Below are 23790 nucleotides of genomic sequence, written 5' to 3'. Positions count from 1 at the left end.
CACGGCCTATTGCGGAATGACGTCATCCGGAACAAAGCGGCGTTACCAAAACCTCACTCGTTGCCTGGCAGGCAAGGTTCCCCGTGAAAGCCATCGGCTTCCCTGACGGCGCCGAGATGCCGCACGCACCGTCCACCCCTCTCACCGACGTAGCCTGAATGCTCCGCACAGACCCCGCACAAGGAGCGCCGTGAGCACTGCCGCAGCCAAACCCGAGGCACCCGCGTGGCGCCTGCTGTTCGGGTACGTACGACCGCATCGATGGGCGCTCCTTGCGGGCGGGTTGCTGGCCCTCACGACCGGGGCCACCGGGCTGGTGCTGCCGCTGGTGGCGCGCGGACTCATCGACGATCTGTCGCACGACCGCCCCATCACCGGGGCGCTGTTCGGCATGGCGGCGCTGGTGGTGACCAACGCGGCGGTGGGCGCGACAGGTTCGTACGTGCTGCGGCGCACCGCCGAGTCGGTGGTGCTCGGCGCGCGGCGTGCCCTGTCGTCGTATCTGCTGCGGCTGCGCATACCGGCGGTGGACCGCAGCGAGCCGGGCGACCTGATGGCCCGGATCACCTCCGACACGACACTGCTGCGCGAGGTCACGACCGATTCGCTGGTCGGCTTCGGCACCGGAGGGCTCACCCTCGTCGCGACGGTGGTGATGATGGGCCTGGTCGACCCCGTGCTCCTCGGCGTCACCCTGGCAGTGATCCTGTGCGCGGGCACCGTCCTCGGCGTGATCGTGCCGCGCATCAACCGGGCGAGCAAGCGGGCGCAGGACGCGGTCGGCGTGATGGGCGCCTCATTGGAACGGATCCTCGGCGCGCTCCGCACGATCAAGGCCTCCGGTGCCGAGAGCCGCGAGGAGCAGGCCATCCACGCGGCCGCCGAGGAGTCGTGGCGGCAGAGCGTGCACGCCGCCAAGTGGTCGGCCGCCGCGGGCAACACGGCCGGTCTGGCGATGCAGATCGCGTTCATCACGGTGCTGGCGGTGGGCGGCGCCCGCGTCGCGACCGGCGCCATCGACGTCGGCACGCTCGTCGCGTTCCTCCTCTACGTCTTTTATCTGATGTCACCGATCCAGCAGCTCGTCGGCGCGATCACGCAGTACCAGACCGGCGCCGGCGCGCTCGCCCGTATCCAGGAGGCCCTGCGGCTCCCCGCCGAGCCCGCTGCCCTGCCCGCGCCACTGCCGTCCCCCAGCGCTGAACCCGCCGCCCTCGCCTTCGACGACGTGCGCTTCCGGTACGCCGACGATCTCCCGTACGTCCACCACGGCGTGACGTTCGCCGTCCCGGCCCGCGGTATGACGGCGTTCGTCGGCCCCTCCGGCGCGGGCAAGACGACCGTCTTCTCCCTCCTCGAGCGGTTCTACGACCCCGAGGCGGGCGTCATCACGTTCGACGGCCGTGAGCTGGAGGACTGGGATCTGCCCGAGCTCCGTTCCTCGATCGGTTACGTGGAGCAGGACGCGCCCGTCCTGTCGGGCTCCCTTCTGGACAACCTCCTGCTCGGCAACCCGGACGCCGACGACGCCGACGTCACCCGCGTGCTGAAGACGACACGTCTGGACGGACTCGTCGCCCGGTTGCCGCTCGGCCTGGACACGCTGGTCGGCCACCGCGGCACCAAGCTGTCCGGTGGCGAGCGGCAGCGCGTCGCCATCGCCCGTGCCCTGCTGCGCCACCCCCGCCTGCTGCTTCTCGACGAGGCGACGTCTCAGCTCGACGCGGTGAACGAGGCCGCGCTGCGCGACACCGTCGCCGATGTCGCCCGTACGACGACGGTCCTCGTGGTCGCGCACCGGCTCTCCACCGTCACGATGGCCGACCGGATCGTCGTCATGGACGCGGGCCGGGTCCGCGCGGTCGGCACCCACCGCGAACTCGTGGCCGGGGACCCGCTCTACGCGGAACTGGCGGCCACGCAGTTCCTCGCCACCGTCGGCTGACCGGCCTGCGCCCGGCGCACCTGCCCGGGGGCTCGCGCTCCCCTCCGTCTAGAACGGGTAGTGCGCCTGCTGCGTGGCGATGGTCACCCAGCGGGTGTTGGAGAACGCCTCCAGGCCCCAGCGGCCGCCGAAGCGCCCGTAGCCGGAGGCCTTGACGCCGCCGAAGGGCGCGTGCGGCTCATCGGCGACGGACTGGTCGTTGATGTGCACGATGCCGGTGCGGATACGGCGGGCGACGGCCAGCCCGTGCGTGGCGTTCTCGGTGATGACTCCGCAGGTCAGGCCGTTGTCGGTGTCGTTGGCCACGGCGACGGCGGCGCTGTCGTCGGCGAAGGTCTCGATCACGCAGACCGGGCCGAACGCCTCCGCGTAGTAGAGGTCCGCGTCCTTGGTGACATCGGTGAGGACGGTCGCCGGGTGCACCGCGCCCTCCGGTTCCCCGCCACCGGTGAGGACCGTGGCGCCCTTGGCCACCGCGTCCTTGATGAGCGCCGCGACGCGCTGTGCGGCGGCGGCGCTGACCAGTGGACCGACCACCGTGTGCGGGTGGGCGGGGTCACCGGCCTGGAGCTGGGCGACCTTCGCGGCGAACTTCTGCGTGAACTCCTCGGCGAGCGACTCGTGTACGAGGATCCGGTCGCCGGACATGCAGATCTGGCCGGAGTTCATGAACACGCTGAAGGTGACCGCGTCGACCGCGTAGTCCACGTCGGCGTCGTCGAGCACGACGACCGCGTTCTTGCCCCCCAACTCCAGTACGGCGGGCTTGAGATGCGAGGCGGCGTGCGCGCCGATGATCCGGCCGACTCCGGTGGAGCCGGTGAAGTTGACGGCGCGGACCCGCGGGTCGGCTATGAGTACCTCGGCGATCTCGGCCGCGTCCTCACGGGCGTTGGTGACCACGTTCAGCACACCGTCCGGCAGCCCGGCCTCGCGCAGCACGTCGGCGACGAGCAGCGCGCACGCGATCGGCGCGTCCTCGCTGGGCTTCACGACGACGGTGTTGCCCGCGGCGAGAGGAGCCGCGACGGCCCGTACGCCGAGGATGACGGGCGCGTTCCAGGGCGCGAAGGCGGCGACGACACCCAGCGGTTCGCGGATCGCGAGGCCCAGCGCGCCCGCCTCCTGGGCGCTGAGCACCTCACCGCGCGGAGCAGTGATCGCGGCGGCCGCCTCGCGCAGGATGTTCGCGGCGAGACCCACGTTGAAGTACGCCCACGGGCGGGTGCCGCCCGCCTCGTGCGCCATCAGCTCGGCCACTTCCTCCCCCTTGGCGTCGAGGAGGTCGGCGGCCTTCAGGAAGATCGCCCGGCGTGCGAAGGGTGCGAGCGCGGCCCAGTCGGCGAAGGCCGCGTCGGCGGCGTCCACGGCACGGGCGACGTCCTCGGGACCGGCCGCGGCGACGGTCGCGTACACCTCGCCGGTGTAGGGGTTGATGTCCTCGGCGGTGCGGCCGGAGGCGGCCGGCACGTCCTTGCCGCCGATGAACAGTTCACGGGTGATGGCCATGGCGGGTTCCTCCGGTACGTAGCGACAGCGGTACGCAGTTGTCAACAACATCAGTAGAGAGCTCACAGCGGCAACACTTGTTCGCCATGTGAATCCTACTTCACCAACCTACTAGGTAGGATGCTCGGACTGGACCCCGTGAAAGTCAAGGCAGACGCGTCTGCCCCCGGCACCTAGGGTGCCGGGGGCAGAGGAAGCTGTCGAGGCCCGAGGACTACGGCTCAATGGCGGGGAGGACCCCGGTGACGGGCGCGACCAGGTCTGTCACTTGGTGCAACTCGTCGAGGCCGCTGTTCAGACGGTTGAGCCCGGCCAACTGGGTGGAGACCCTCGGGAGCGCGGCCTGGTACTCCGCGGGAATTTCGCTCACAGCGAGCTTGTCGAGCTCGGCGATGGGGTTCAGCGGCTTCGGCGCCTCGGAGACGGCGGCGTTCGCCATCGGCGCGGCAAGGCCCGTGACACCGACGGCGAGACCAACGGCGGCGACAATACGTCGTGTTGAGATCATGCTTTCAGCAACGGCTCCGGGCCCCGGCAGACACGGCCGTTCCGCTCCGCTCACCCGTGAGGCTCACAGTCCCTGCAGGGCTTGCCGCGCGCCCCAGGACGGAGGAGTCTCGAAGAAGAGGCCCTTCGCGGCCCGCTCCTCGCTGGGCCGCGGCCTTGCTAGGAGGTCATCATGGGTACCGCGGCAGACCCCGCCTTCGACACCGAAGCGCTACGCCGGGGCATAGAAGGACGGAGCGCGGCAGATCTGCTGTCGCTCTACGCGGACGACGCGGAGGTCCGTGTCGTCGACCACAACACCCAGCCCAGCCATCCGATGGTCAAACACGGTCGCGGCGAGATCGCCGACATGCTCAACGACGTCTACAGCCGGGACATGACCCACAAGCTGGAGCGGTGCGTCGTCCAGGGCGATCAGGTCGCCTTCACCGAGTCCTGTCAGTACCCGGACGGCGTGAAGGTGCTGGCCAGCTCGATGATGTCGCTGCGCGACGGCAAGATCGTCGAACACACGCTGCTGCAGGCATGGGACGAGTAGGAAGGACCTGGTGGCCGAAGGTCCGGATCAATTCGCAGCTGACCTGGACCTTCTCGGCGAGTGCGGGGATGGGCCGGTCGCGTTCGCGCCGGACTCGGCTGCCACCACCAGTTTCCGCAGCAGGTCTGCGAGTGTCCGCTTCTCTTCTGCGGTCAGCACTCCGAGGAGCGCGTTCTCACCCTCGCCCTCCGTCGCCACGTGCTGCTCGAACGCGTCATATCCGGCCTCGCTGAGCCTCACCTGTACACGGCGGCGGTCGGCTGCCTCGTTCGTGCGGGTGATCAGCCCCGCGTCCTCCATCGGGCCGAGACGTGCCGACAGTGCGCCGCGGGTCAGACCCAGCAAATCGGCGAGCTGCGACGGGCTCGCCGCGTAAGGCGGGCCGAGCCTGCGCAACATCAGCAGCACCTTGAACTGCCAGTGTCGAAGCCCGTCCGAGTCCAGGGTGTCCCGGCGGACCTGGACCGTGTGCCGGGCCAGGATCGCGAGCCGGACGAAGATCGCCTCGGTGACCGGGTCCATCCAGGCGAGCTCCTTCGACCAGACCGCAACGTGCCGGTCGACCGAATCCGCCGCCGAAGGGTCCGCCATACGTGCCTCCCCAAAAGTAGTTTTCTTGTGGATAGTTTTTCGTATTACTACGTTCCTCGCATGACGAACACCGCAAGCACAGTCCGTACGGCCGTGGCCGTGTCGCTCGACCACCTCCTGGCTGCTGTCCGCGAGTTGAGGATCGGCGGCCGCTGGGAACGGGCGTCGGTGCTGCTGGACGCGGCCGAGGTCACCGATCCGTCGGCCCGTGCCCGGCTCGCCGTGGCCGCCGCCGAAGTCTCGCTGGAGAGCGACTGGTTCGGTGGGACCAGCCTGGCGCGCGCTCGGCTCGACGCCGCCGAGAAGGCCTTCGCAGGGGCGCACCGCCACGATCGCTGGGACCTGGACTGCCTCTGGCTCCGCCACGACTACCTCGGTCTTGTCCATATCGACGGCTCGTTCCGGCCCGGACCCGACGGCAAGGACCCGAAGGCCCTCGCTGCTCTCCGCTCACGCGCCGAGAACCTGCGTGAGCGGGCTCCGGACGATGTACGCCGAGGCTGGGCCGAGATGTACCTGGGTCTCATCGCCGACAATCTCTTCGCCGAGCGCGACCTCGCTCCTGGCCACTACGAAACCGCCCTGCGCACGGCCGACTCCGCTGAGCCGGCCGACCCCCTGCTCGCCCGCGAGGCGCTGCGGCACCTCGGCGATCACGACCACGACCACGGCGACCACGCACGGGCCTTGGAGCGCTGGAGCCGAGCCACCGAGCTCGGCGCACGGGCCGGAGCCGTCCCCGGAACCCTCTCGCAGCAGATGCTCCTGGCGGTCCTGGCCCGCGACGCGGGCGACGAGGCCGGAGCCGCCGCGCTGGCCCGTGAGGTCGCCCGCTGGGCCAAAGCCATCGGCGCCGCGGACACCGAGGCGCAGGCCAACGGGTTCCTGGCCGGAGTCGACCCGACGGCTCCGCCCGCGGAGAGCGGCAGCTGACCGTTCGGGCCGCGAGCGGAAACACCCGCGCCGACCGGAAATCCCACGGGTTAGGCTGGTCGGCGGGCCGTGACTGGCGCTGAGGTGGAGTACCACCGGGGAGCGGTCTGACGAACGGGTCTTTGCCGCGCGCCTGGGCGATTGTGTCAGTGACGCTCAGGAGTGGCTCATGTCCCAGGCCCAGCTCATGGACGGCGCCGGTCTCGCGCGCCGCATCGTGGAGGAGACCGCGCAGCGCGCGGCCGACCTCAAGGACCGCACGGGTGCGTCGCCGTGTCTGGCGACGGTACTGGTCGGCGAGGATCCCGCCTCCGTCACGTACGTCCGGATGAAGCAGAACCGCAGCCGGAGGGCCGGTATCGAGTCACGGCACGTCGCCCTGCCCGCCGGAACCACGACGGCGGAACTGGTCGACACGCTGGCCACGCTGTCCGACGACCCCACCGTGCACGGCATCCTGCTCCAGCACCCCGTCGGTCCGCACATCGACGAGCGTGCCGCGTTCGAGGCCATCGCGCCGGAGAAGGACGTCGACGGGGTGACGCTGAGTTCGTACTCGGCGATGAGCTTCGGGCTGCCCGGCTTCGTGTCCTGCACTCCCGGCGGCATCATGCGGCTCCTCGACGCGTACGACGTGGACCCGGCCGGCAGACGCGCCGTCGTCGTGGGCCGCAGCGCGATCCTCGGCAAGCCCGTCGGCATGCTGCTGCTGTGCCGCGACGCGACGGTGACGTACTGCCACTCGCGTACGACCGAGCTGTCCTCGGTCGTACGCGAGGCGGACATCGTGGTGGCCGCCGTGGGGCGGCCGCGGCTGATCCGTGGCGAGGACATCAAGCCGGGAGCCGTCGTCGTCGACGCGGGCTACAACCCCGGGAACGTCGGAGACGTCGACTTCGACACCGCCCGCGACCGGGCCTCGCTGATCACGCCGGTGCCGGGTGGCGTCGGCCCCATGACGATCGCGGTCCTGCTGGAGCAGACCGTCACGGCAGCGGAACGACTTCGCCGGCCGCCGCGGCGGGCGGCTGGATCCCCGTCGGCGAGCCAACTCGCGACCGCGCCGCAGTAACTCCCGCCATACTGGCCGCCGTGCGAGTGGCGATCATGACCGAGGGGTCCCGAGGCGGTGTGCGCCGTACACCGGTCTCGGGCTCGGCCCGGCGCGTGCCGGGCACGAGGTCACCCTGGTGACGCACGGGTGTTTCGAGCGGCTTGCGGCTGGTTCGGGTCCGGGGTTCCACGCGCTGCCGGTGGATCCCCGGGCGGAGCTGGAATCCGAGCGGGGGCAGCGGCTGCATCGCAGCACCACCGGGGCCGGAAGGCTGGTCCGGGTCGTCGAGTTGGCGCGGGCGCTCGTCGGGCAGCCGACGACGAACTGACCGAGGCCGCCCATGCCGGCGTGAACCGGCCTGCGGACCGACGGCCGCGGCCTGCCGCCATTCCCCCCCCAGGGGACCTAGGCGGACAGGCGTTCCGGGTTCGGCTCCGTCCGCTCGACCGTGCTGTCCTGCGGGGCCGACGTCGCAGTCGTGGTCCGCCGCTGGGCGATACGCAGCAGAGCAAGGAGGGCGATGAAGCACATGCCGTAGACGGTGAGCAGGACCGATGACTCGTAGATGTCGGCGGTGCTCCAGGTCACGCCGGCAGCGTCGGTGACGGTGGTGTGCCTGCCGGTGACGAACTCCGTGAAGAACGAGATCGTCGTCGCCGCGTAGAGGAGTACGCCCTGCAGGTCACTGGCCGTGGTCGACTCCGGCTGTGCGGTCGGCAGTGGACCGCGGCTGCGCACGTAGAGGGCGAAGACCTGCATGAACAGGTAGACGGTGAAGGTCCACCCGAGGAAGTTGCCCAGCGGGACTCCGAAGAACCCGCCGCCGTTCTCCCACACCCAGTGGCCCTCGATCGTCGAGAACGAGGGGTCCATGGCAAGGTCCCAGGCGGTCATGGCGAACGCGGCGACGACGGGGGTTCCGATGCTGGTCAGCCAGGTCGAGTTGCGGCGCACGTCGTCGAGCAGCACCGTGGCGACGATCCAGGCGAGGTACCCGGTGGCCAGGTAGGACGGGCCGATGAACCACGGCACCTGGAAGATCTTGCCGTCGCCGGTGTAGTGGTAGTGGCCGAACGGGAAGCCGGTCTGGATGCTGAGGTTCTCCAGGGCGTTACTGATGACGAGTCCGCCGACGACGAAGACCCCGATGGCGCGCCCGCCGTAGCGCTGCGCCCCGTGCAGGAACACGAAGCCGACCTCTACCACGATCACCAGCATCGTCAGGCCGTGCACGAAGGCCGCCAGGATCTGACCGAGGAGAACAACGGCCGTGAGGCACCACACGGTGGTGTTCTTGTTGGAGCGTTGGACTGCGGTCATCGGGGAACTCCGGCTTCTGTCGGGCTGTTGCAGGTGAGCAGGCCGTTGAGGACCAGCGTGCTCATCAAGGTGTGATCATCGGCGTCGTCGCTCCGGCCGAACATCCGCGCCAGCGGTCCCTGGCTGTACATGGCCATCGGCTTGGTGACGGCGAAGTGGAACAGGTACCAGGGGATGTCCCGCAGCGTCCCCTCCCGCACGAGCCGGTCGAAGGCCGGTCGGCCCATGTCGTTGAGCGGGCTCATCAGCGCGTAGAGGTGGGCCAGGCGCGGTGAGTCGCGGCCGGCTTCGTAGTCGATGACACGCGAGAGGTGGGGGCGGCGGGCGGCGGCCTGGTGGAAGGCCCGTACGCCGACGATCAGCAGGGAGAGGTCGTCGACGGGCTGCTCCTCGGCGACGGCCGCCATAACCTCGTCGGTCGTGTCGCGGACGGCGGATTCCATGACCGCCCGCCAGAAGACTTCCTTGGATCCGTACCGGTCGTGGATGAAGGTGTGCCCCATGCCGAGGCGCTCGTTGAGCTGCCGTACGGACACCGCCTCGTAGCCCAGTTCCGCGAACGCCTCAAGGCCGCGCTGATGGATCTCCACGAGGTCTGGCAGTGGCGCGTCGGCCGGCGGTCTGCCCGGCCCCCGCTGTGTCTGTGCGTTCCGTCCGGCTGCCATGGAACCTCCTGAGCTCGGCGGGCACCCTCCACACTAATCAGGCAGCTGCCGGATTAACAACTCGGTGCGGCCCGAACCGGAGGATCAGCCTCCGGCCCACGCCGTTACTTCACCCGCTCCTCCCCGTCGGCCGCAAGATCCCCAGCAACTGCCGGACAAGCTCTTCGACCACCTCGTCGAGGGTCGCGTCCAGCCACCCGGCATTCCAGTCATGGAGCAGCCCGTTCACGCTGCCGATGAACGCCGTGGCGGCGATCCGGTAGTCGCGCCGCGCCGCCTCCCCGCGTGCGACAGCGACGGCAGCCTCGGCACAGATGAAGCCCACCCAGCGGGCACGGCGGGCGAGCCGCTGTTCCTCCAGTCGCGGGCTCACGCCGATGATCTCGACGAAGGTGAGGCGGATCCGGCGCGGATCGCTCGTCACGTTCGTGGCGTAGGCACGGAAGATCGCGGTGGCCCGCTCGGGAAGCGGCAGGTCCCGGGCGTCGGCGAGTGCGGCCAGGGCGGACTCCTCGGCCCAGTCATTGACCTGAAGGTGCAGGGCGGCAAGGACGTCTTCGAGAGTGCGGAACTCCTCGTAGAACTGGCGGGTCGACAGGCCTGCCGCCTCACTCAGAGCGGCTACGGTCGTGGCCCGGAAACCCGGGGTGTCGCCGAACAACTGGAGCGCGGCGTCCAGGAACCGGCCGCGACGCTCGGCCCGCCGCTCCTCGGCGGTCCGGCCCCCGTACCGGCCGGTCGGCTGTTTGAGCCTGCCCGCCACACGTCCCCCCTCCGGCCGTCCGATGAACCGTTCGTGCTCCGACGATTTTGTCGTGTACGGACCCTTGTGGAGAGGGCCGTCCTCTCCTTACTTTCCAGTAAGTCAATCTGAACGCGGGCGTGTTCAGAATCTCCCTTGTCATGCCCCCTGTCGCGCCTTGCCATGGGCAAGTTCTCACCCGCACTCCCCACCGACGACAAGGAGCCACCATGTCCGACCTCAGCCCCAGACGCCTTTGTTCCATCGCCGCCGTCCTCGCCCTCACTCTCGGCGCCACGGCGACAGCGGCGACCGCGCAGAGTTCCGCCGCCGAGCTGCGCGAGGTGATGTTCGTGGGCAACAACTGGGACGGCACTGCCGACGTCATCAAGTCCACCGGTGACTTCGCGAAGATCGGCCGGATCAACGTCATACCGGACAAGGAGGCCCGGCTGGCCGAGATCAACGCCGATCCGATCAAGTGGATCTACTTCATGGCCATCCGCAGCGGCGTCGGCGAGGGCCACGACCAGTTCGTCGACGACATGTACTCCACACCCGACGGCAAGTCCGTGGTCGTCTCCCGCCCGAGCTTCGCCGACGTCGTCTCGATCGACGTCGCCACGGGGAACGTCAACTGGCGTTACGCGGTGTCCGGTTACCGCTCCGACCACATGGCGGTGTCCCCCGACGGTACCCGCGTCGCCGTCTCGGCCTCGACCGCGAACACGGTGCACGTCCTCGACATCAACACCGGCAGTCAGCTCGGCTCCTTCGCCACCGGCGACAAGCCGCACGAGAACATCTTCACGAGCGACGGCAAGTACATCTGGAACATGGCGATCGGTGACGTCACCACCGCCCTCGACGACCCGTGGCTGGACTGGACGAAGGGCAACAGGTACATCACCGTCGTCGACGCGGCCACCTTCCAGCAGGTCAAGGTGATCGACATGCGTCAGCGGCTCGACGCGATCGGTCTCACGGACTTCTCCGACGCGGTCCGGCCCGCCGCGTTCAGCCCCGACGAGTCCAAGCTGTACTTCCAGGTGTCGTTCTTCAACGGCTTCCTGGAGTACGACATCGCCTCCGACAGGATCACGCGCGTGAAGACCCTGCCGAAGAACCCGGCGACCAGCACGGACCGCACCACGTGGGTCAACGACTCACGCCACCACGGGATTTCGATGAACCCCGCCGGCACCAAGCTGTGCGTCGCGGGCACGATGGACGACTACGCGACCGTCGTGGACCGGGCGACCCTTCAAGAAGGCCCGCTCGTCGCCGCCTCCAAGCCGTACTGGGCGACCGTCAGCGGCGACGGCAAGTCCTGTGTCATCTCGGAGAGCGGTGCCGACCAGGTCACCGCCATCGACTTCGCCACCGGGCAGAAGACGGTGTCGGTGCCGGTCGGCGATCACCCCCAGCGCGTTCGCCTCGGCCATGTGGAGACGACCTGGACTCCGTCGACTAGTTGAACTCCGCCGCGGCCCATGTCGCCAGCTCGGTCCTGGCCGCGCTCAGCAGACCGGCGGACGGAGCGGTCGCCCCGTTCGTGACCAGCGCGTAGTGCAGCGTCCCCGAGCCGGGAGCGGTGAGCAGCAGGCGGCGGCTTCCCGTGCCGCCCGGTTCGGGGGCCACGGCGATCGGCGTCGTCGTGGTGTACGAGGGTGGCGTGGCCGTCGTGCCGAGGTCGGAGACGACCGTGGTGGCCGAGGTCGGGAAGGACGCCGGGAGATGGAGTTCCGTGGGTGTGTTCGTGCCGTCGGAACGCCAGACCAGCAGGCTGTACTGGCCCGACCCCACGAGCCGGGAGACGTTGGACAGGGGGCTCGGGACCGGGTTCCAGGTCAGGGTCGTGGTGCCGTCCCGGGAGCGGTCCTCGTAGGTGAAGGCGACCGCGGTGCCCGCGGTGGCGCTGGGGTAGACGCGGTCCAGCAGGCGGGCGTCCTGGCGCAGTACGGCCGTCCCCGAGTCGTCGAGGCGCACGGCGGAGAGGTCCTCGTCGTTCCAGGCGTCGCCGGTGGTCATGACCTTGTCGGGGTTGTCGTTCATCAGCTCGTGGTGGCGGCCGTTGTAGATGTCCCACTGCCACTGGCTGCCGGACAGGACCGGACCGGAGGCAGCCGGGTTCGACCACCAAGTGGCGCCCTTCTGGCGGGAGTCGAGGGCCTGGTACATCGCCTTGAGAACCGTGGGCGCCTTGTCCGAGACCGATCCGGCCAGCGGATGGCCGAACTCGCTGATGATCGCCGTCGTACCGGCGGCCGAGGCCCGGTCGCGTACCGTCCCGAAGTCGGTGACGTACTGGCCGTCTTCAGCCTTGCCCCACATGAAGATGCCGGAGATCGCCTTCTGGTCGTAGAAGTGGGTGTTGAAGACATAGCGCGAGCCCAGCGTGCCCGCGTCGAGCAGTCCGCCCTCCTGCTTCTGGAAGTCGATGTTGGCGTTCCAGAAGAGGTTCGGTTCGACGAAGGCGGGCTTGTCCTGCCAGCCGGCCGCGTCCATCCGGGCCCGGAACTTCACGTAGAAGGGCCAGAGGACGTCGCTTTCCCAGGCGCGGCTGGTCCGACCGGAGTCGTACGTCCCCGCGTGCGGTTCGTTGAAGGGATCGAAGCCGACGACTCCCGCGAACTGGTCGGTGGTGAGGTGCTGTCTGACGTAGGCCATGGTCGCCTCGGCCGTGGTGAGGAAGGCGTCCTGGAGGCCGTACTCGTTGTGCCAGAAGTCGTACGACGCCTGCTTCACGGCCTCGTTCTGGGTGATGTTCTGGCCCCAGAGGATGCAGATCCCGCACGACTCCTGGGGGTAACCCCCGGCGTCCACGGCCCACTTGGGGGCGCCGTCGCCCGTGTACCAACTGCCCGCGTTGAAGAGGTGGCGGGAGTACAGGTCCTGGTGGAAGTCCGGGTACACGCGGATTCCCGCGTCGAGGAAGGCGCCGATCTGGGCGGTGGCCGCCGCGAGATAGGCGGTGTCGACCTGGCCGCGTAGGGGCTCGGCCTGTGCCCAGGAGAGCAGGAAGCGTACGGAGTTGCCGCCGCCGAGAGCGCGCAGCGCCGTCGCCGACTTCCTCGCGTCGGCGACCGACGCGAAGGGCAGTCCGCCGTTCTCCTCCAGCTTCGTTTCGCCGGAGACGTTGTAGCCGCGCAGTACGACCTCGCGGCCGAGCGCGTCGGTGAAGTGACCGTCCTGGACGGTGAGGGTGGCGGCCGCGGATTCGTCGAACCAGAGGGAGTCGGGGAGTCCGTCCGCGGCGGCGGGCTGGGCGCCCGCCGCCGAGGGGAAGCCGGTGAGGAGTACGAGGACGCCGAGCAGACGCGCACGCAACTTCGACATGTTCATTACAGTGCGCGGGCGCAGGTCGGACCGTCAACACCCCTGACTCTTGAGTAAGTTTCTTGTTTCACCGGCCACTGTGACACGCTCATCGCCCAGACCGACGCGCGTCATGTTCAAACCCCGCGCACCCCACATTCAGACCCGGCGCGTCACGTTGAGCAGGTACTCCTTCCGGTCAAGCGGATTGAGATCGGTCCTCGGCCGGTCCGGTACCGTGCCGCGGACGACCGGCGCGTAGTGGTCGAAGACGCACTCCAGCTCGCCCTCGCCACGCGTCAACCCCGGTAGCTGCTGCTCCAGTTCATGCACCTCGGCGACCGGGACCCGGCCCTCCAGGACGCTCGTCGCGCCGCGCATCTGCGTGGTCTGCGGGACGGCTCGCTGCTTCGCGAGCAGCGGCAGCACGGCGCCCAAGGTGTCCGCCGGGGCCTCCAGGCGGAACCGGTGCATCGGCTCGTACACCCGCGTGCCCGCCTCCCGCAGCGCGCTCATCACCACGAGCGGTGTCAGGCCCCGGAAGTCGGCGCCGGTGCTGGACATGCTCTTGTCGAAGCCCTGGTGGGCATGGCTCTGCCGTGGCGAGTAGCCGGAGTGCGTCATGGTGACCGTGCAGTCGGTGACCCGCCATCCACGGATTCCCTGTTCCAGCGTCTGCCTCACGGTGTCCTCGACCGCCTTGAAGAACGCGTAGGGCATCGCCCCGAGTTCGACCTCCAGGCGGAACTCCACACCGGAATCGACGGGCGCCGGATCGATGCGCAGCCCGACGGTCGCGAGAAAGGGATGGGATCCCTTTCCGTTGAACTCGACCGCCGTACCGCTGCCGACCAGCCGTTCGATGCACAGAGGCGTCGTCTCGCGGAAGACGACGTCAATGCCGAATTCGTCGGCCAGGGTCGCCTGGATGACCTCTTTCTGCACTTCGCCGTAGAGCGACACCGAGGTTTCCTTGCGCAATTCGTCCTGGCGCAGGTTGATCAGCGGGTCCTGCTCGGCGAGTTGGGTGAGCGCGAGATGCAGCGCCCCTTTGTCGCGCGGACGGCTGGGGGCCACCACCGTTTCCAGCGTGGGCGGCGAGAAGTGCTGCTCGCCCGCCGACGATTTCCGCGGTACGCCGATGGTGTCGCCGATCCGGATGTCTCCCAGGCCCCAGAGTTTGCCGATCCGCCCCGCGGCCACGGACGTCTCCCGGACGGCTGAGCCCCGGTCGAAGACGCTGATCGCGGTGACCTTCCCGGCCTCGCCGTCGCGGAAGGTCAGCCGGTCGCGCGTCCGCAGCGCCCCGGAGAACATGCGGGCGTACGCGATCTTCTCCCCCGCCGGGCCGCGCTCGACCTTGAAGACGGTCCCCGAGACCGGGCCGTCGGCATCGCCCTCACCGGAAGGCAGCAACTCCTTGATGCCCGCGATCAGTTCCGCGATACCGGCGCCCGTCATGGCCGAGCCGAAGTACACCGGGTGCACCAACGCCTGACCGGTCTGCCGGACGAGGGAGGCGCGGAGCCGACCATCGGGGACGCGGCCCTCGACGTACGCGGTCAGCAGGTCGTCGTCGTGCTCGGCGAGCAGGTCGAGCAGCGGCGCCCTGAGCCTGGCGTCGTCGAAGGGAACGAAGTGGGCGCCGCGTGTGCCCGGTTCGCCGACCTCGCCCATCGGGACGATCGCGGGGGTGAGCCGCGCGGAGATCCGCTCCAGTACCCGCTCGTACTGCGCTCCGGCACGGTCGATCTTGTTCACGAAGACGAGCGTGGGGATCCGCAGCCGCTGAAGCGTCCGCATCAGCACACGGGTCTGGGCCTGTACGCCCTCCACGGCCGAGACGACGAGTACGGCGCCGTCCAGCACGCTCAGCACCCGCTCCACCTCGGCGATGAAGTCCGGGTGTCCGGGTGTGTCGATCAGATTGACGGTGACGTCGTCGATCGTGAAAGAGACGACGGCGGATTTGATCGTGATACCGCGCTGCCGCTCCAGCGCGAGGGAATCGGTCTGGGTGCTTCCGTCATCGACACTGCCGATCTCGTCGATGACCCCGACGGCGTGCAGCAGCCGCTCGGTCAGGCTTGTCTTACCGGCGTCTACGTGCGCCAGAATTCCCAGGTTGAGCATATGCACCGGGTGTCATGTCCTTTGGAGTGGGAGTGATTCCTTCCTGGGTGGACATGAACGAAGTGCGCATTGCTGCTCCTTGATCCCGGTGAACTGGTCCCGAGTAGTGCAGCAGATCGCCGTGCGCGACAGCAACGGATTTAAGCTCTCGGCCGGCCGGCTTCGCCTGGAGCGTGGCGCTCCTGCCCTGGTCACGGGCTGGATGCGACGCTTGGACCGGCCGCATTTCGATAGTGCACTCCGCAGCGAAGGGAGCCGGCGATGCGTGAGATCCTTCCGGCGCTCAACCGGTGGTACGCGGCGGGATCCCCGTTCGGGCTCGCCACCGTGGTCGCCGTCAGCCGCAGCGCGCCGCGCGATCCGGGCGCGGCGATGGCCGTGGGCCCCGGCGACGAGGCCGTGGGCAGCGTGTCCGGCGGCTGTGTCGAGGGCGCGGTCTTCGAACTGGCCCAAGAGGTGGTGGCCTCCGGCGAGGCACGCCTTGAGACCTTCGGGTACAGCGACGAGGACGCGTTCGCCGTGGGGCTGACCTGCGGCGGGGAGATCACACTCCTCGTTCGCCGGGTGACGCGCGAGGACGATCCCACCTTCGGGGCGGTGGCCGAGTCGGTGGCCGCGGGCCGCCCGGTGACCGTGGCGACGGTGCTCGACGGTCCGGCGTCACGCGGGGCCACCCTCGCGGTGTGGCCGGACGAGGTGGCCGGCTCGCTGGGGTCGACCGGTCTGGACGTGGCGGTCACGGCGGACGCCCGAGGGGAACTGGCCCAGGGGGCCACCGGGCAGCGGCACTACGGCCCGGACGGTGAGCGCCGCGAGGACGCCGTCACCGTCTTCCTGCACTCCTTCGCTCCCCCACCCCGCATGCTGGTCTTCGGCGCGATCGACTACGCCGCCGCCGTGGCCCGCATCGGCGCCTTCCTCGGCTACCGCGTCACGGTCTGCGACGCCCGCCCGGTCTTCGCCACCCCGAAACGGTTCCCGGCAGACGTGGAGGTCGTCGTCGACTGGCCGCACCGCTACCTCGGCGCTACGACGACGGACTCGCGGACGGTGATCTGCGTCCTCACCCACGACCCGAAGTTCGACGTGCCGCTGCTGGAGGAGGCTCTGCGCCGCCCGGCCGCGTACATCGGCGCGATGGGCAGCCGGCGTACCCACGACCACCGGATGAAGCGGCTGGTGGAAGCCGGGCTCGGCGAGAGCGAACTGTCCCGGCTGCGCTCACCGGTCGGGCTCGACCTCGGTGCCCGTACGCCCGAGGAGGTGGCCGTGTCCGTCGCCGCGGAGATCGTGGCGCTGCGCTGGGGCGGCAGCGGGGAGCCGCTCACGGCGACGGGCGGGGCGATTCATCCGAGGCCCGGCGGTCCATCACGAGGAGAAGCACCGTAGGGCGAAGAGCCACGACGTCAGCTGCGCGGGGGCAGCCGGTGGAGACGTACCTCGCCCAGTCGGCCGTCCGTCACCCACGCCGTCATGTACGTGCAGTGGGGCTGGCGGCGGCGGTCGGTCGGGGAGCCGGGGTTGAGAAGGCGCAGGCCGGTGTCCGTGGTCGTGTCCCAGGGGATGTGGCTGTGGCCGAAGACCAGGACATCCAGGTCGGGGAAGCGCTGGGCGCAGCGCGCCTCTCGGCCCTGGGCGGCGCCCGTCTCGTGGACGACTCCGAGGCGCAGGCCGTCCAGTTCGAGGCGGGCGACCTCGGGGAGGCGGGCGCGCAGGGCCGGGCCGTCGTTGTTGCCGTGGACGCCGACGAGCCGGCGGGAGCGGGCCTCCAGGAGGTCGAGGGTGGCGGTGTCCACCCAGTCGCCCGCGTGGATGACGACGTCGGCGAGCGGGAGTTCGGTGAGGAGCTGGGCGGGGAGCTCCTTGGCTCGCTTGGGGAGATGGGTGTCCGACATCAGCAGCAGGCGCACGCCCCCAGGGTGTCACTCGACGAGGGGTGTCACTCCGCGAGGGGGATCGGTCCACAAGGGTGTCAGTCGAGAATGATCTCGCTCCACACCTGTTTCCCGCCGCTGACCGGTACGGTCCCCCAGGCCGCGGACATCGCCTCGACGAGAAGGATGCCGCGTCCGCCGGTGGCCTCCCAGCCGATGTTGGTGGGCTTGATCGGGGTACGCGGTGAGTTGTCGGCGACCGCGATCCTGAAGCGGTTGTTGATGAGGGTGAGGTCGAGCCTGATCTGTCCGTCGGTGTGGACGAGCGCGTTGGTGACGAGTTCGGAGACGACGAGGAGTGCGGCGTCCGCGTCGCCGCGTCTGCCCCAGGCGTGCAGGGTGCGCCTGGTGAATCGACGGGCGTGCCGGACCGCCTCCGGGACGCGCCAGACCGTCCAGCTCTCGCGGAGTGGGCGCAGCTCCATGCCGTCGTAGCGCATCAGGAGGAGGGCGACGTCGTCGCCGCGGTTGGCGCCGGCGAGGAGTCGGTCGGCCACGAGTCCCAGGTGAGCGGGGTCGGCGGCGGCCAGCTCTCCGGCGAGCCTGTCCAGACCGTCCTCGATGTCGATCTCCGCGGACTCGACGAGACCGTCCGTGGTCAGGGCGACGATCGTGCCGGGCGGCAGGCGCAGTGGGCTCATGGGGAAGTCGGCCTGGGTGAGGACGCCCAGTGGCGGCCCGCCTTCGGACCAGGCGATCTCCGTACGGCCGTCCGGGTGACGCAGCACCGGGGGCAGATGCCCGGCGCGTACGTACCATGCGAAGCCCTCCTCCATGTCGACGTCGACATAGCAGCAGGTAGCGAAGAGGTCGGTCTCCAGGTCCATGAGGAGCCGGTTGGCGTGCGAGACCACGACGTCCGGGGGGTGTCCTTCGACGGCGTAGGCGCGCAGGGCGGTGCGCATCTGGCCCATCAGGGTCGCGGCCGAGGCGTTGTGTCCCTGGACGTCGCCGATGACGAGGGCGACGTGGTTGTCGGGCAGCGGGATCACGTCGTACCAGTCGCCTCCGACCTCCAGGCCCGACGTGGTGGGCAGATAGCGGGCGACGGCGACCGCGCCTGGCAGCTTGGGCAGGCGGCGCGGGAGCAGGGTGCGCTGGAGCATGCCGATCAGTTCGTGTTCGGCGTCGAAGGCGTGGGCGCGCATCAGGGCCTGGCCGGTGAGGCCCGCGGCCGCGGTGAGCAGAGCGCGCTCGTCGGGGCCGAAGTCGTGCGGGGCGTCCCAGCCGATCAGGCAGGCTCCGGCGACCCGTCCGGCGGCGGGCAGCGGCAGGACGGCGAGGCCGCCGGGACCCACGTCGGCGAGGGCGGGTTCCAGGTCGGTCCCGGCGGGCCAGATCGCGGCGCGCCCGTCGCTCAGGGCCGCGGCGAGGGTCGGCATGCCACGCACGGGCGCGTCGGGCCACTCCGAGCGCCATTCGGCCCGCCACAGTTCGGGCCAGGCCGCCGGCTCGGGCGGGTCCAGCACGGTGACGATGAGGCGATCGCCCTCCAGTTCCGCGACGGCGATCCGGTCGGCCCCCAGGGGCTTGCGGAGGGCCGCGACCACGGCCCGGCCCACGTCGCGGACGGTGCCGGCGGTGGCCAGGGCGGCGGCGAGCCGCTGGACGCGGGCGACCTCGTTGCCCCCCGAGCGCAGTTTCGAGGCGTCGGAGACGGTGCCGACAAGGCGCCCCGGGAGGCCCTCGCCGCCGGGCAGGAGGTGTCCGCGCAGTCGCAGCCATTTCTGCTCGCCGGACGGCTGAAGGATCCGGAACTCCAGCTCGCGGTCGCCGATGGACATGTGGTCCGCCTCCACCACGGACATCAGCGAGGGCAGGTCCTCCGGAACGGTCAGCGACAGCAGCGTCTCCACCTTGCCGTCGAAGTCGGCCGGACTCAGGCCGAAGAGCTCCAGCATCTCCTCGTCGACCTCGACGCGCCCGGTGTCCATGGCGAGGCTGAACGAGCTGGCGGGCAGCTCCTCGGCGTCCGTCTCGGTGGCGGGCGGCGGGCAGACGACGGCCTCTGCGATCAGGGCCAGGCACTCCCGGTCCTCGAGGCCGAAGCCAGAGGGGTGCTCGCTGACGGCGAGCAGACAGCCGTCGTCGCGCAGCGGAAGGACGGCCAGCGAGAAGTCCTGGGAGGGCAGTCGCCGGGCGTCGGCGCGCCGGTCGACCTCCTGCGGGCCGAGCCACAGCGACCGGCCCGAGCGGTGCGCGTCGGCGACCGGGGATCCGCCGGTGACGGGGTAGCCGTCGCGCAGCCCGTAGAGCGTTTTCGGCACGCCCGCCGACTCGGCGAGGCGCAGTTCTTCGCCGCCCCGGGTCGGGGAGTAGACCGCGACGACGGTCGCACCGGTGAAGACGAGAGCCTGTTCGAGTACGCGGCGGAGCCGCTCGCGGGGTTCGAGATCGGTTGTGAGCGTCTTGAGGGCAAGTTCGGCGCGTGGCGTTCTCGTTCTGCGTCCCGCAACGTCCTCACTGACCACGTCCGTCATTACAGCGCTTCCGGGGCTCCGGCGCAGCCCCTGTGACCGTTCCGGACCTGCCAGACCTGTGGCAAAGCCCGCCTCCGCGGTCCCACGGCTGGTCCCCGGCGGCTCCCGCTCGCCGTGCGCGAGGAGCCGCCAGGAGAGAGCCTTGACCTCGGGGACCTGATCACGCGGCCCTGCGAGGAGGTGGCCGACGTGTCCGACTCGCATGGATCCTGGCAGGCGCCGGCCACTCGAATAGTGCCGGCGGGAAGCCCCCTGCTGTCTCTGGCGCTGGCCTCGATGATGGACGAGGTGCACGCCCACTCGGGCGCCGTGTATCTGTTGGCGCCTGGTGAAGCGGTCCTGGAGATGGCGGTGATGGCGGGGCTGCCCAGGGCCTTCGCCGCCCCGTGGGAGCGGGTGGGGCTCAGCGCGCCGATCCCGGTCGCCGAGGCGGCACGGAAGCGGCAGCTGGTCTGGGTCAGCGGCGAGGAGCAGATGGCCGGCCGCTTCCCCCGGGTCGCCGTGGTGCTCCCCTACCCCTTCGCACTGGCCGCGCTCCCGGTGGCGACCGAGCACACCGTGTACGGCGCCGTCTACGTGACCTGGCCCGGATCGCATCCACCGGAACTGTCCGACCGGGAGCGGGACCAGCTCACCGCGGCCTGCGACCGGCTCGCGCTGCGCCTTGAGCGGGCCGCCGCGGCGAACCATCCGGCCCGTCCCGAGGCGGATCTGCTCTCCACGGCCGCCGCGGCAACGAAGTCCGGCACGCCCGGCACGGTGGAGGCGGCAAGGATGGTGGCGCGACTGCCGTACGGGCTGTGCGCGCTGGACCTGCACGGGCGTGTCGGCTTCGCCAACGCGGCGACGGCGAAGCTGCTCGGCGTCCCGGTCGAAGACCTGCTGGGCACCCCGTTGTGGGCGTCCGTGCCCTGGCTCAACGACCCGGTCTACGAGGACCGCTACCGTGCCGCGCTGATCAGCCAGCGCGTGACGTCCTTCGTGGCGCTGCGGCCGCCCGGCGACTGGCTGTCGTTCCGTCTCTATCCCAGCACGAACGGGTTGAGCGTACGGATCTCGCGAGCGCGGGCGGTGTCCGAGATGCGGCGTGCCGAACCGGAGCACAGCGACGATCCCGCCCCGGGGCTGGTGACCATCTCCCATGTGCTGAGCCTGGCCAGCGCGCTGACGGAGGCGGCGAGTGTGCAGGACGTGGTGCAACTGGTCGCCGACGAGATCGCGCCCGCCGTCGGCAGCCAGACCCTGGTGGTGCTCGGCACCCGGGCCGGACGTCTGCACGTGCTCGGGCATCGGGGGTATCCCGACGCCGGCGTCGTGGAGCGCTTCGACGGGCTGCCGCTCGACGCGGAGACGCCGGGGGCGCAGACGCTGAGCAGCGGTGTTCCCGCCTTCTTCGACTCCCGTGAGCAGTTGGAGCGTCTCTATCCGTCCCGGTCCACGACACCCGACGGCATGGCGGCGTGGGCGTTTCTGCCGCTCATCGCCTCCGGTCGTCCGGTGGGCGTCTGCGTCCTCGGATATCCCGAAACACATTCCTTCCCCGCGGACGAGCGTGCCGTCCTGACGAGCCTGGGCGGTCTGATCGCGCAGGCACTGGCGCGGGCCCTCCTCTATGACGCCAAGCTCCGGCTGGCGCACGGTCTGCAGGCCGCGCTGCTCCCGCACTCCCTGCCCTCGGTGCCCTCGATCGAGGCGGCCGCGCGCTATCTCCCGGCCACCCAGGGCATGGACATCGGCGGGGACTTCTACGACCTGGTGCTCTCACAGGGCCGGGCGGCGGCGGTGATCGGCGACGTGCAGGGGCACAACGTGACGGCGGCGGGCCTGATGGGGCAGATCCGTACGGCTGTACGGGCGTACACGACCGTCGGCCAGCCGCCCGGGGAGGTCATGCGCAGCACCAACCGGCTGCTGATCGACCTGGGCAGTGAACTGTTCGCCAGCTGTCTCTATCTGCGGCTCGACCCCGCGCGCGGGGTGGCCGTCGTGGCGCGGGCGGGGCATCCGCCTCCGCTGCTGCGGCGACCGGACGGCAGAGTCCGGGTACTCGACCTGGCCGGGGGGCCACTGCTCGGGATCGACGCCTCGGCGACGTATCCGACGACCGAGGTCCCGCTCGCCCCGGGTTCCGTGCTCGCCCTCTATACCGACGGCCTGATCGAATCCCCGGGCGTCGACATCGAGGACGCCCTCGCCGCCCTCGGCCAACAACTCGCCGAGAAGGGCGACCAGCCGCTCGACGTACTGGCCGACACCCTCGTCCAACCCGACGACGAGGCGGCGACACAGGAGCGGCCCGACGATGTCGCGCTGCTGCTTCTGCGGGCGCTCGGCTGAAGCCCGACTGCGTGGACGCGGAGTGGTCCGGGGCGACTGCCCGGACGCGGAGTGGTCCGGCCCTCCCGCCGGAAGGCCGGACCTTTCCACTGTCGGCCGGGGTCGCTGTATGCCGCGGCCGGGTCAGTGGCTCTGAGACACCGGGGGTGGGGGGACACCGGTGTGGGGGGAGCACCGGTGTGGGGCGGTCACCGGTGTCAGGGGTTGATGTTCACGAGTCCCGAGCCGTCGTCCAGACCGGAGCCGGTGTCGTCACCCGTGTCTCCCGACTGGTCGCCGGCCGCCGGGGCACTGGCGCCGGCGCTGGGCTCGACCGCTCCGGGGTCTTCCGCGCCGGCTCCGGCGCCTCCGGCCGCGTCGCCCGCGCCGAGCGTCGCACCGACCGCTGCCAGCGCGGTGGTGACAGGCTGGAAGAAGGTCTCGCCACCGACGGTGCAGTCGCCGCTGCCGCCGGAGGTCAGGCCGATCGCGCTGCCGTCCTGGGTGAAGAGGGAGCCGCCGCTGTCGCCGGGCTCGGCGCAGACATCGGTCTGGATGAGACCGATGACCGTGCCCTCGGGGTAGTTGACGGTGGCGTCGAGACCCAGGACCGTGCCGTCGAAGAGACCCGTGGTGCTGCCCATGCGGAAGACCTGCTGGCCCACGGCGGCTTCGGCGGCCTGGGCGATCTCGACGGTCTGGCCGTCGCCGATGTCGACCACGCTGGCCGTCACGGTGGCCGGGTCGTCGTACTTCACGAGGGCGAAGTCGCCGTCGCCGGGGAAGGTGGCCTGGTCGACGGTGGCGATCGGGGCGCCGCCCTGCGCGTCCGACCACTCGGCGAACGCGACACCGCAGTGGCCCGCGGTGAGGAAGGCGGGGGTGCCGTCGCCCGCGGTGACGTTGAAGCCGAGGGAGCAGCGGGCACCGTCGCTGAAGATGGCGTCACCGCCGTCGACGAAGGTCTTGAAGGTGCCCGCGGACTTCGTGATGGTCGCCACGCCCGAGCCGAGGCCCTGGACGGTCGACTCCAGCGTGTCCCAGCCGGTGCCCGTGACGGTGGAGTCGGCGGTGACGCGGATCTCGTTGGTCTTCGGGTCGACGGACCACGCGGTGCCCGGGATCGTCGCGTCGGCCTTGAGCGTCGCGGCGGCGTTCTCGAGCGTGTCGGTGCTGTTCTGCACCTGGTTGGGGACCGCGCCGGCCGCCCTGATCTCGTTGATCACCTTGCTGTCGTCACCGACGACGTTGATGATGACCTGCTGGTTGGCCGCGTCGTAGTACGACCCGGCGAAGGCGTCACCCAGTTGGGAGGCGAGCTGGGAGGCCAGGTCCGATACGTCGGCCGCCTTGAAGGTCTTGGCGCTCGCGGTGGCGTCGTCCGAGTCCGTCTGGGACGCCATGGCGTTCGGCAGGAAGAGTGCCGCCGCTCCGAGCGCCGCCACGCTGCCTGCCGCTATCGCGGCCTTGCGCTTGGGTATGCGTTTGTGACTCAACTTCTGACCTCCTGGGGACGGGGTCCGTTGCCACCGTCTTGCGGCTGAACTGGGGGGCGCCTGGATGCCTGTTGATACGCACGCGTCACACGGGGTGTTCAACTCCATTCGCACATGGCGGGAGTTGGGCAGGCCAAAGGCGTGGATTGCGAGGCAATCAGGTCCTTCTGTGCGCCCATCCCGGCCTACAGGCCCCTTCGGTGAGCCATGTGGCACGCTCCGCGCGTGTTCGGTCACAGACCGTCGACAAGACCGAGCGGAATCCCGGATTCTGTGAATCTGCACATCGAATGCGCAACGAGGTCACCC

Annotated in this window: 18 protein-coding genes, 1 pseudogene and 1 riboswitch; of the genes and pseudogenes, 8 read left to right on the top strand and 11 right to left on the bottom strand. The window is 70.2% G+C overall.

Annotation, left to right across the window (positions count from 1 at the left end):
- Nucleotides 1-190: 190 nt before the first annotated feature.
- Nucleotides 191-1945 carry an ABC transporter ATP-binding protein gene (locus tag ACFWP7_RS10760; RefSeq protein WP_384379288.1) on the top strand — a complete coding sequence of 585 codons (1755 nt, stop codon included), beginning with the start codon at nt 191-193 and terminating at the stop codon, nt 1943-1945.
- Nucleotides 1946-1993: 48 nt separating this feature from the next.
- Here the strand turns inward: ACFWP7_RS10760 and ACFWP7_RS10755 are convergent, their stop codons facing one another.
- Entirely contained in the window at nt 1994-3454 is a 1461-nt protein-coding gene (locus ACFWP7_RS10755) for an aldehyde dehydrogenase family protein (protein WP_384379285.1), read from the bottom strand.
- A 214-nt stretch (nt 3455-3668) separates the two neighbouring features.
- Entirely contained in the window at nt 3669-3962 is a 294-nt protein-coding gene (locus ACFWP7_RS10750) for a hypothetical protein (RefSeq protein WP_384379282.1), read from the bottom strand.
- A 171-nt stretch (nt 3963-4133) separates the two neighbouring features.
- On the opposite strand from ACFWP7_RS10750, the gene ACFWP7_RS10745 reads away from it, so the two are divergent.
- Entirely contained in the window at nt 4134-4499 is a 366-nt protein-coding gene (locus ACFWP7_RS10745; RefSeq protein WP_384379279.1) for a nuclear transport factor 2 family protein, read from the top strand.
- A gap of 27 nt (nt 4500-4526) precedes the next feature.
- On the opposite strand, the gene ACFWP7_RS10740 is transcribed toward ACFWP7_RS10745, so the two are convergent.
- A complete protein-coding gene (locus ACFWP7_RS10740) occupies nt 4527-5090 on the bottom strand; it encodes a MarR family winged helix-turn-helix transcriptional regulator (protein WP_384379276.1) in 564 nt (187 codons plus the stop codon).
- A 60-nt stretch (nt 5091-5150) separates the two neighbouring features.
- Here ACFWP7_RS10740 and ACFWP7_RS10735 point away from each other — a divergent pair, with 60 nt between their 5' ends.
- The 3 genes and pseudogenes from ACFWP7_RS10735 to ACFWP7_RS10725 form a co-directional block, all read left to right on the top strand.
- Complete coding sequence (locus ACFWP7_RS10735) at nt 5151-6023, top strand: hypothetical protein (RefSeq protein ID WP_384379274.1); 873 nt, start codon at nt 5151-5153, stop codon at nt 6021-6023.
- A 59-nt stretch (nt 6024-6082) separates the two neighbouring features.
- Nucleotides 6083-6169, top strand: a riboswitch (ZMP/ZTP riboswitch).
- Nucleotides 6170-6192: 23 nt separating this feature from the next.
- Nucleotides 6193-7095 (top strand): bifunctional 5,10-methylenetetrahydrofolate dehydrogenase/5,10-methenyltetrahydrofolate cyclohydrolase, encoded by a 903-nt coding sequence (locus tag ACFWP7_RS10730; RefSeq protein WP_384379271.1) that lies wholly within the window; start codon nt 6193-6195, stop codon nt 7093-7095.
- Between the two features lie 35 nt (nt 7096-7130).
- Nucleotides 7131-7396, top strand: a pseudogene (locus tag ACFWP7_RS10725) (glycosyltransferase); the annotation flags it as partial.
- 86 nt (nt 7397-7482) lie between these two features.
- Here ACFWP7_RS10725 and ACFWP7_RS10720 read toward each other — a convergent pair.
- The 3 genes from ACFWP7_RS10720 to ACFWP7_RS10710 form a co-directional block, all read right to left on the bottom strand.
- Nucleotides 7483-8397, bottom strand: coding sequence for a carotenoid biosynthesis protein (locus ACFWP7_RS10720; protein ID WP_384379268.1), 915 nt, complete (start codon nt 8395-8397; stop codon nt 7483-7485).
- Entirely contained in the window at nt 8394-9062 is a 669-nt protein-coding gene (locus tag ACFWP7_RS10715; protein WP_384379265.1) for a TetR/AcrR family transcriptional regulator, read from the bottom strand. The genes ACFWP7_RS10720 and ACFWP7_RS10715 overlap by 4 nt, the downstream gene beginning before the upstream one ends.
- A 109-nt stretch (nt 9063-9171) precedes the next feature.
- Entirely contained in the window at nt 9172-9825 is a 654-nt protein-coding gene (locus tag ACFWP7_RS10710; protein ID WP_384379263.1) for a TetR/AcrR family transcriptional regulator, read from the bottom strand.
- Between the two features lie 209 nt (nt 9826-10034).
- On the opposite strand from ACFWP7_RS10710, the gene ACFWP7_RS10705 reads away from it, so the two are divergent.
- Nucleotides 10035-11282 (top strand): YncE family protein, encoded by a 1248-nt coding sequence (locus tag ACFWP7_RS10705; protein ID WP_384379260.1) that lies wholly within the window; start codon nt 10035-10037, stop codon nt 11280-11282.
- Here ACFWP7_RS10705 and ACFWP7_RS10700 read toward each other — a convergent pair.
- Together ACFWP7_RS10700 and ACFWP7_RS10695 are read right to left on the bottom strand one after the other, a co-directional pair.
- Nucleotides 11275-13143, bottom strand: coding sequence for a cellulase family glycosylhydrolase (locus tag ACFWP7_RS10700; RefSeq protein ID WP_384379257.1), 1869 nt, complete (start codon nt 13141-13143; stop codon nt 11275-11277). The two genes, ACFWP7_RS10705 and ACFWP7_RS10700, sit on opposite strands and share 8 nt — an antisense overlap.
- Nucleotides 13144-13281: 138 nt before the next feature.
- Nucleotides 13282-15261 carry a GTP-binding protein gene (locus ACFWP7_RS10695; RefSeq protein ID WP_384379254.1) on the bottom strand — a complete coding sequence of 660 codons (1980 nt, stop codon included), beginning with the start codon at nt 15259-15261 and terminating at the stop codon, nt 13282-13284.
- A 255-nt stretch (nt 15262-15516) separates the two neighbouring features.
- Here ACFWP7_RS10695 and ACFWP7_RS10690 point away from each other — a divergent pair, with 255 nt between their 5' ends.
- The gene (locus tag ACFWP7_RS10690; protein ID WP_384379251.1) at nt 15517-16644 is read left to right on the top strand and encodes an XdhC family protein; all 1128 of its coding nucleotides are present in this window, start codon (nt 15517-15519) and stop codon (nt 16642-16644) included.
- Nucleotides 16645-16661: 17 nt separating this feature from the next.
- Here ACFWP7_RS10690 and ACFWP7_RS10685 read toward each other — a convergent pair whose 3' ends face one another.
- Both ACFWP7_RS10685 and ACFWP7_RS10680 read right to left on the bottom strand, forming a co-directional pair.
- Nucleotides 16662-17165 (bottom strand): metallophosphoesterase family protein, encoded by a 504-nt coding sequence (locus ACFWP7_RS10685; RefSeq protein ID WP_384379248.1) that lies wholly within the window; start codon nt 17163-17165, stop codon nt 16662-16664.
- Between the two features lie 62 nt (nt 17166-17227).
- A complete protein-coding gene (locus ACFWP7_RS10680) occupies nt 17228-19669 on the bottom strand; it encodes a SpoIIE family protein phosphatase (protein WP_384379454.1) in 2442 nt (813 codons plus the stop codon).
- A 180-nt stretch (nt 19670-19849) separates the two neighbouring features.
- On the opposite strand from ACFWP7_RS10680, the gene ACFWP7_RS10675 reads away from it, so the two are divergent.
- Complete coding sequence (locus tag ACFWP7_RS10675) at nt 19850-22006, top strand: SpoIIE family protein phosphatase (RefSeq protein WP_384379245.1); 2157 nt, start codon at nt 19850-19852, stop codon at nt 22004-22006.
- Between the two features lie 197 nt (nt 22007-22203).
- Here ACFWP7_RS10675 and ACFWP7_RS10670 read toward each other — a convergent pair whose 3' ends face one another.
- Nucleotides 22204-23481: a S1 family peptidase gene (locus tag ACFWP7_RS10670; protein WP_384379241.1), complete on the bottom strand. Its 1278-nt coding sequence runs from the start codon at nt 23479-23481 to the stop codon at nt 22204-22206.
- Between the last annotated feature and the right edge of the window lie 309 nt (nt 23482-23790).

It is taken from the genome of Streptomyces sp. NPDC058470, from assembly GCF_042721055.1.
Lineage (GTDB): Bacteria > Actinomycetota > Actinomycetes > Streptomycetales > Streptomycetaceae > Streptomyces.
This window is presented reverse-complemented; position numbering and strand designations above follow the sequence as displayed.

Coding starts and splice junctions, on each gene's coding strand:
- ACFWP7_RS10755 (WP_384379285.1), bottom strand. CDS start 3,454: ATGGCCATCACCCGTGAACTGTTCATCGGCGGCAAGGACGTGCCGGCC.
- ACFWP7_RS10750 (WP_384379282.1), bottom strand. CDS start 3,962: ATGATCTCAACACGACGTATTGTCGCCGCCGTTGGTCTCGCCGTCGGT.
- ACFWP7_RS10745 (WP_384379279.1), top strand. CDS start 4,134: ATGGGTACCGCGGCAGACCCCGCCTTCGACACCGAAGCGCTACGCCGG.
- ACFWP7_RS10740 (WP_384379276.1), bottom strand. CDS start 5,090: ATGGCGGACCCTTCGGCGGCGGATTCGGTCGACCGGCACGTTGCGGTC.
- ACFWP7_RS10735 (WP_384379274.1), top strand. CDS start 5,151: ATGACGAACACCGCAAGCACAGTCCGTACGGCCGTGGCCGTGTCGCTC.
- ACFWP7_RS10730 (WP_384379271.1), top strand. CDS start 6,193: ATGTCCCAGGCCCAGCTCATGGACGGCGCCGGTCTCGCGCGCCGCATC.
- ACFWP7_RS10720 (WP_384379268.1), bottom strand. CDS start 8,397: ATGACCGCAGTCCAACGCTCCAACAAGAACACCACCGTGTGGTGCCTC.
- ACFWP7_RS10715 (WP_384379265.1), bottom strand. CDS start 9,062: ATGGCAGCCGGACGGAACGCACAGACACAGCGGGGGCCGGGCAGACCG.
- ACFWP7_RS10705 (WP_384379260.1), top strand. CDS start 10,035: ATGTCCGACCTCAGCCCCAGACGCCTTTGTTCCATCGCCGCCGTCCTC.
- ACFWP7_RS10700 (WP_384379257.1), bottom strand. CDS start 13,143: ATGTCGAAGTTGCGTGCGCGTCTGCTCGGCGTCCTCGTACTCCTCACC.
- ACFWP7_RS10690 (WP_384379251.1), top strand. CDS start 15,517: ATGCGTGAGATCCTTCCGGCGCTCAACCGGTGGTACGCGGCGGGATCC.
- ACFWP7_RS10680 (WP_384379454.1), bottom strand. CDS start 19,669: ATGACGGACGTGGTCAGTGAGGACGTTGCGGGACGCAGAACGAGAACG.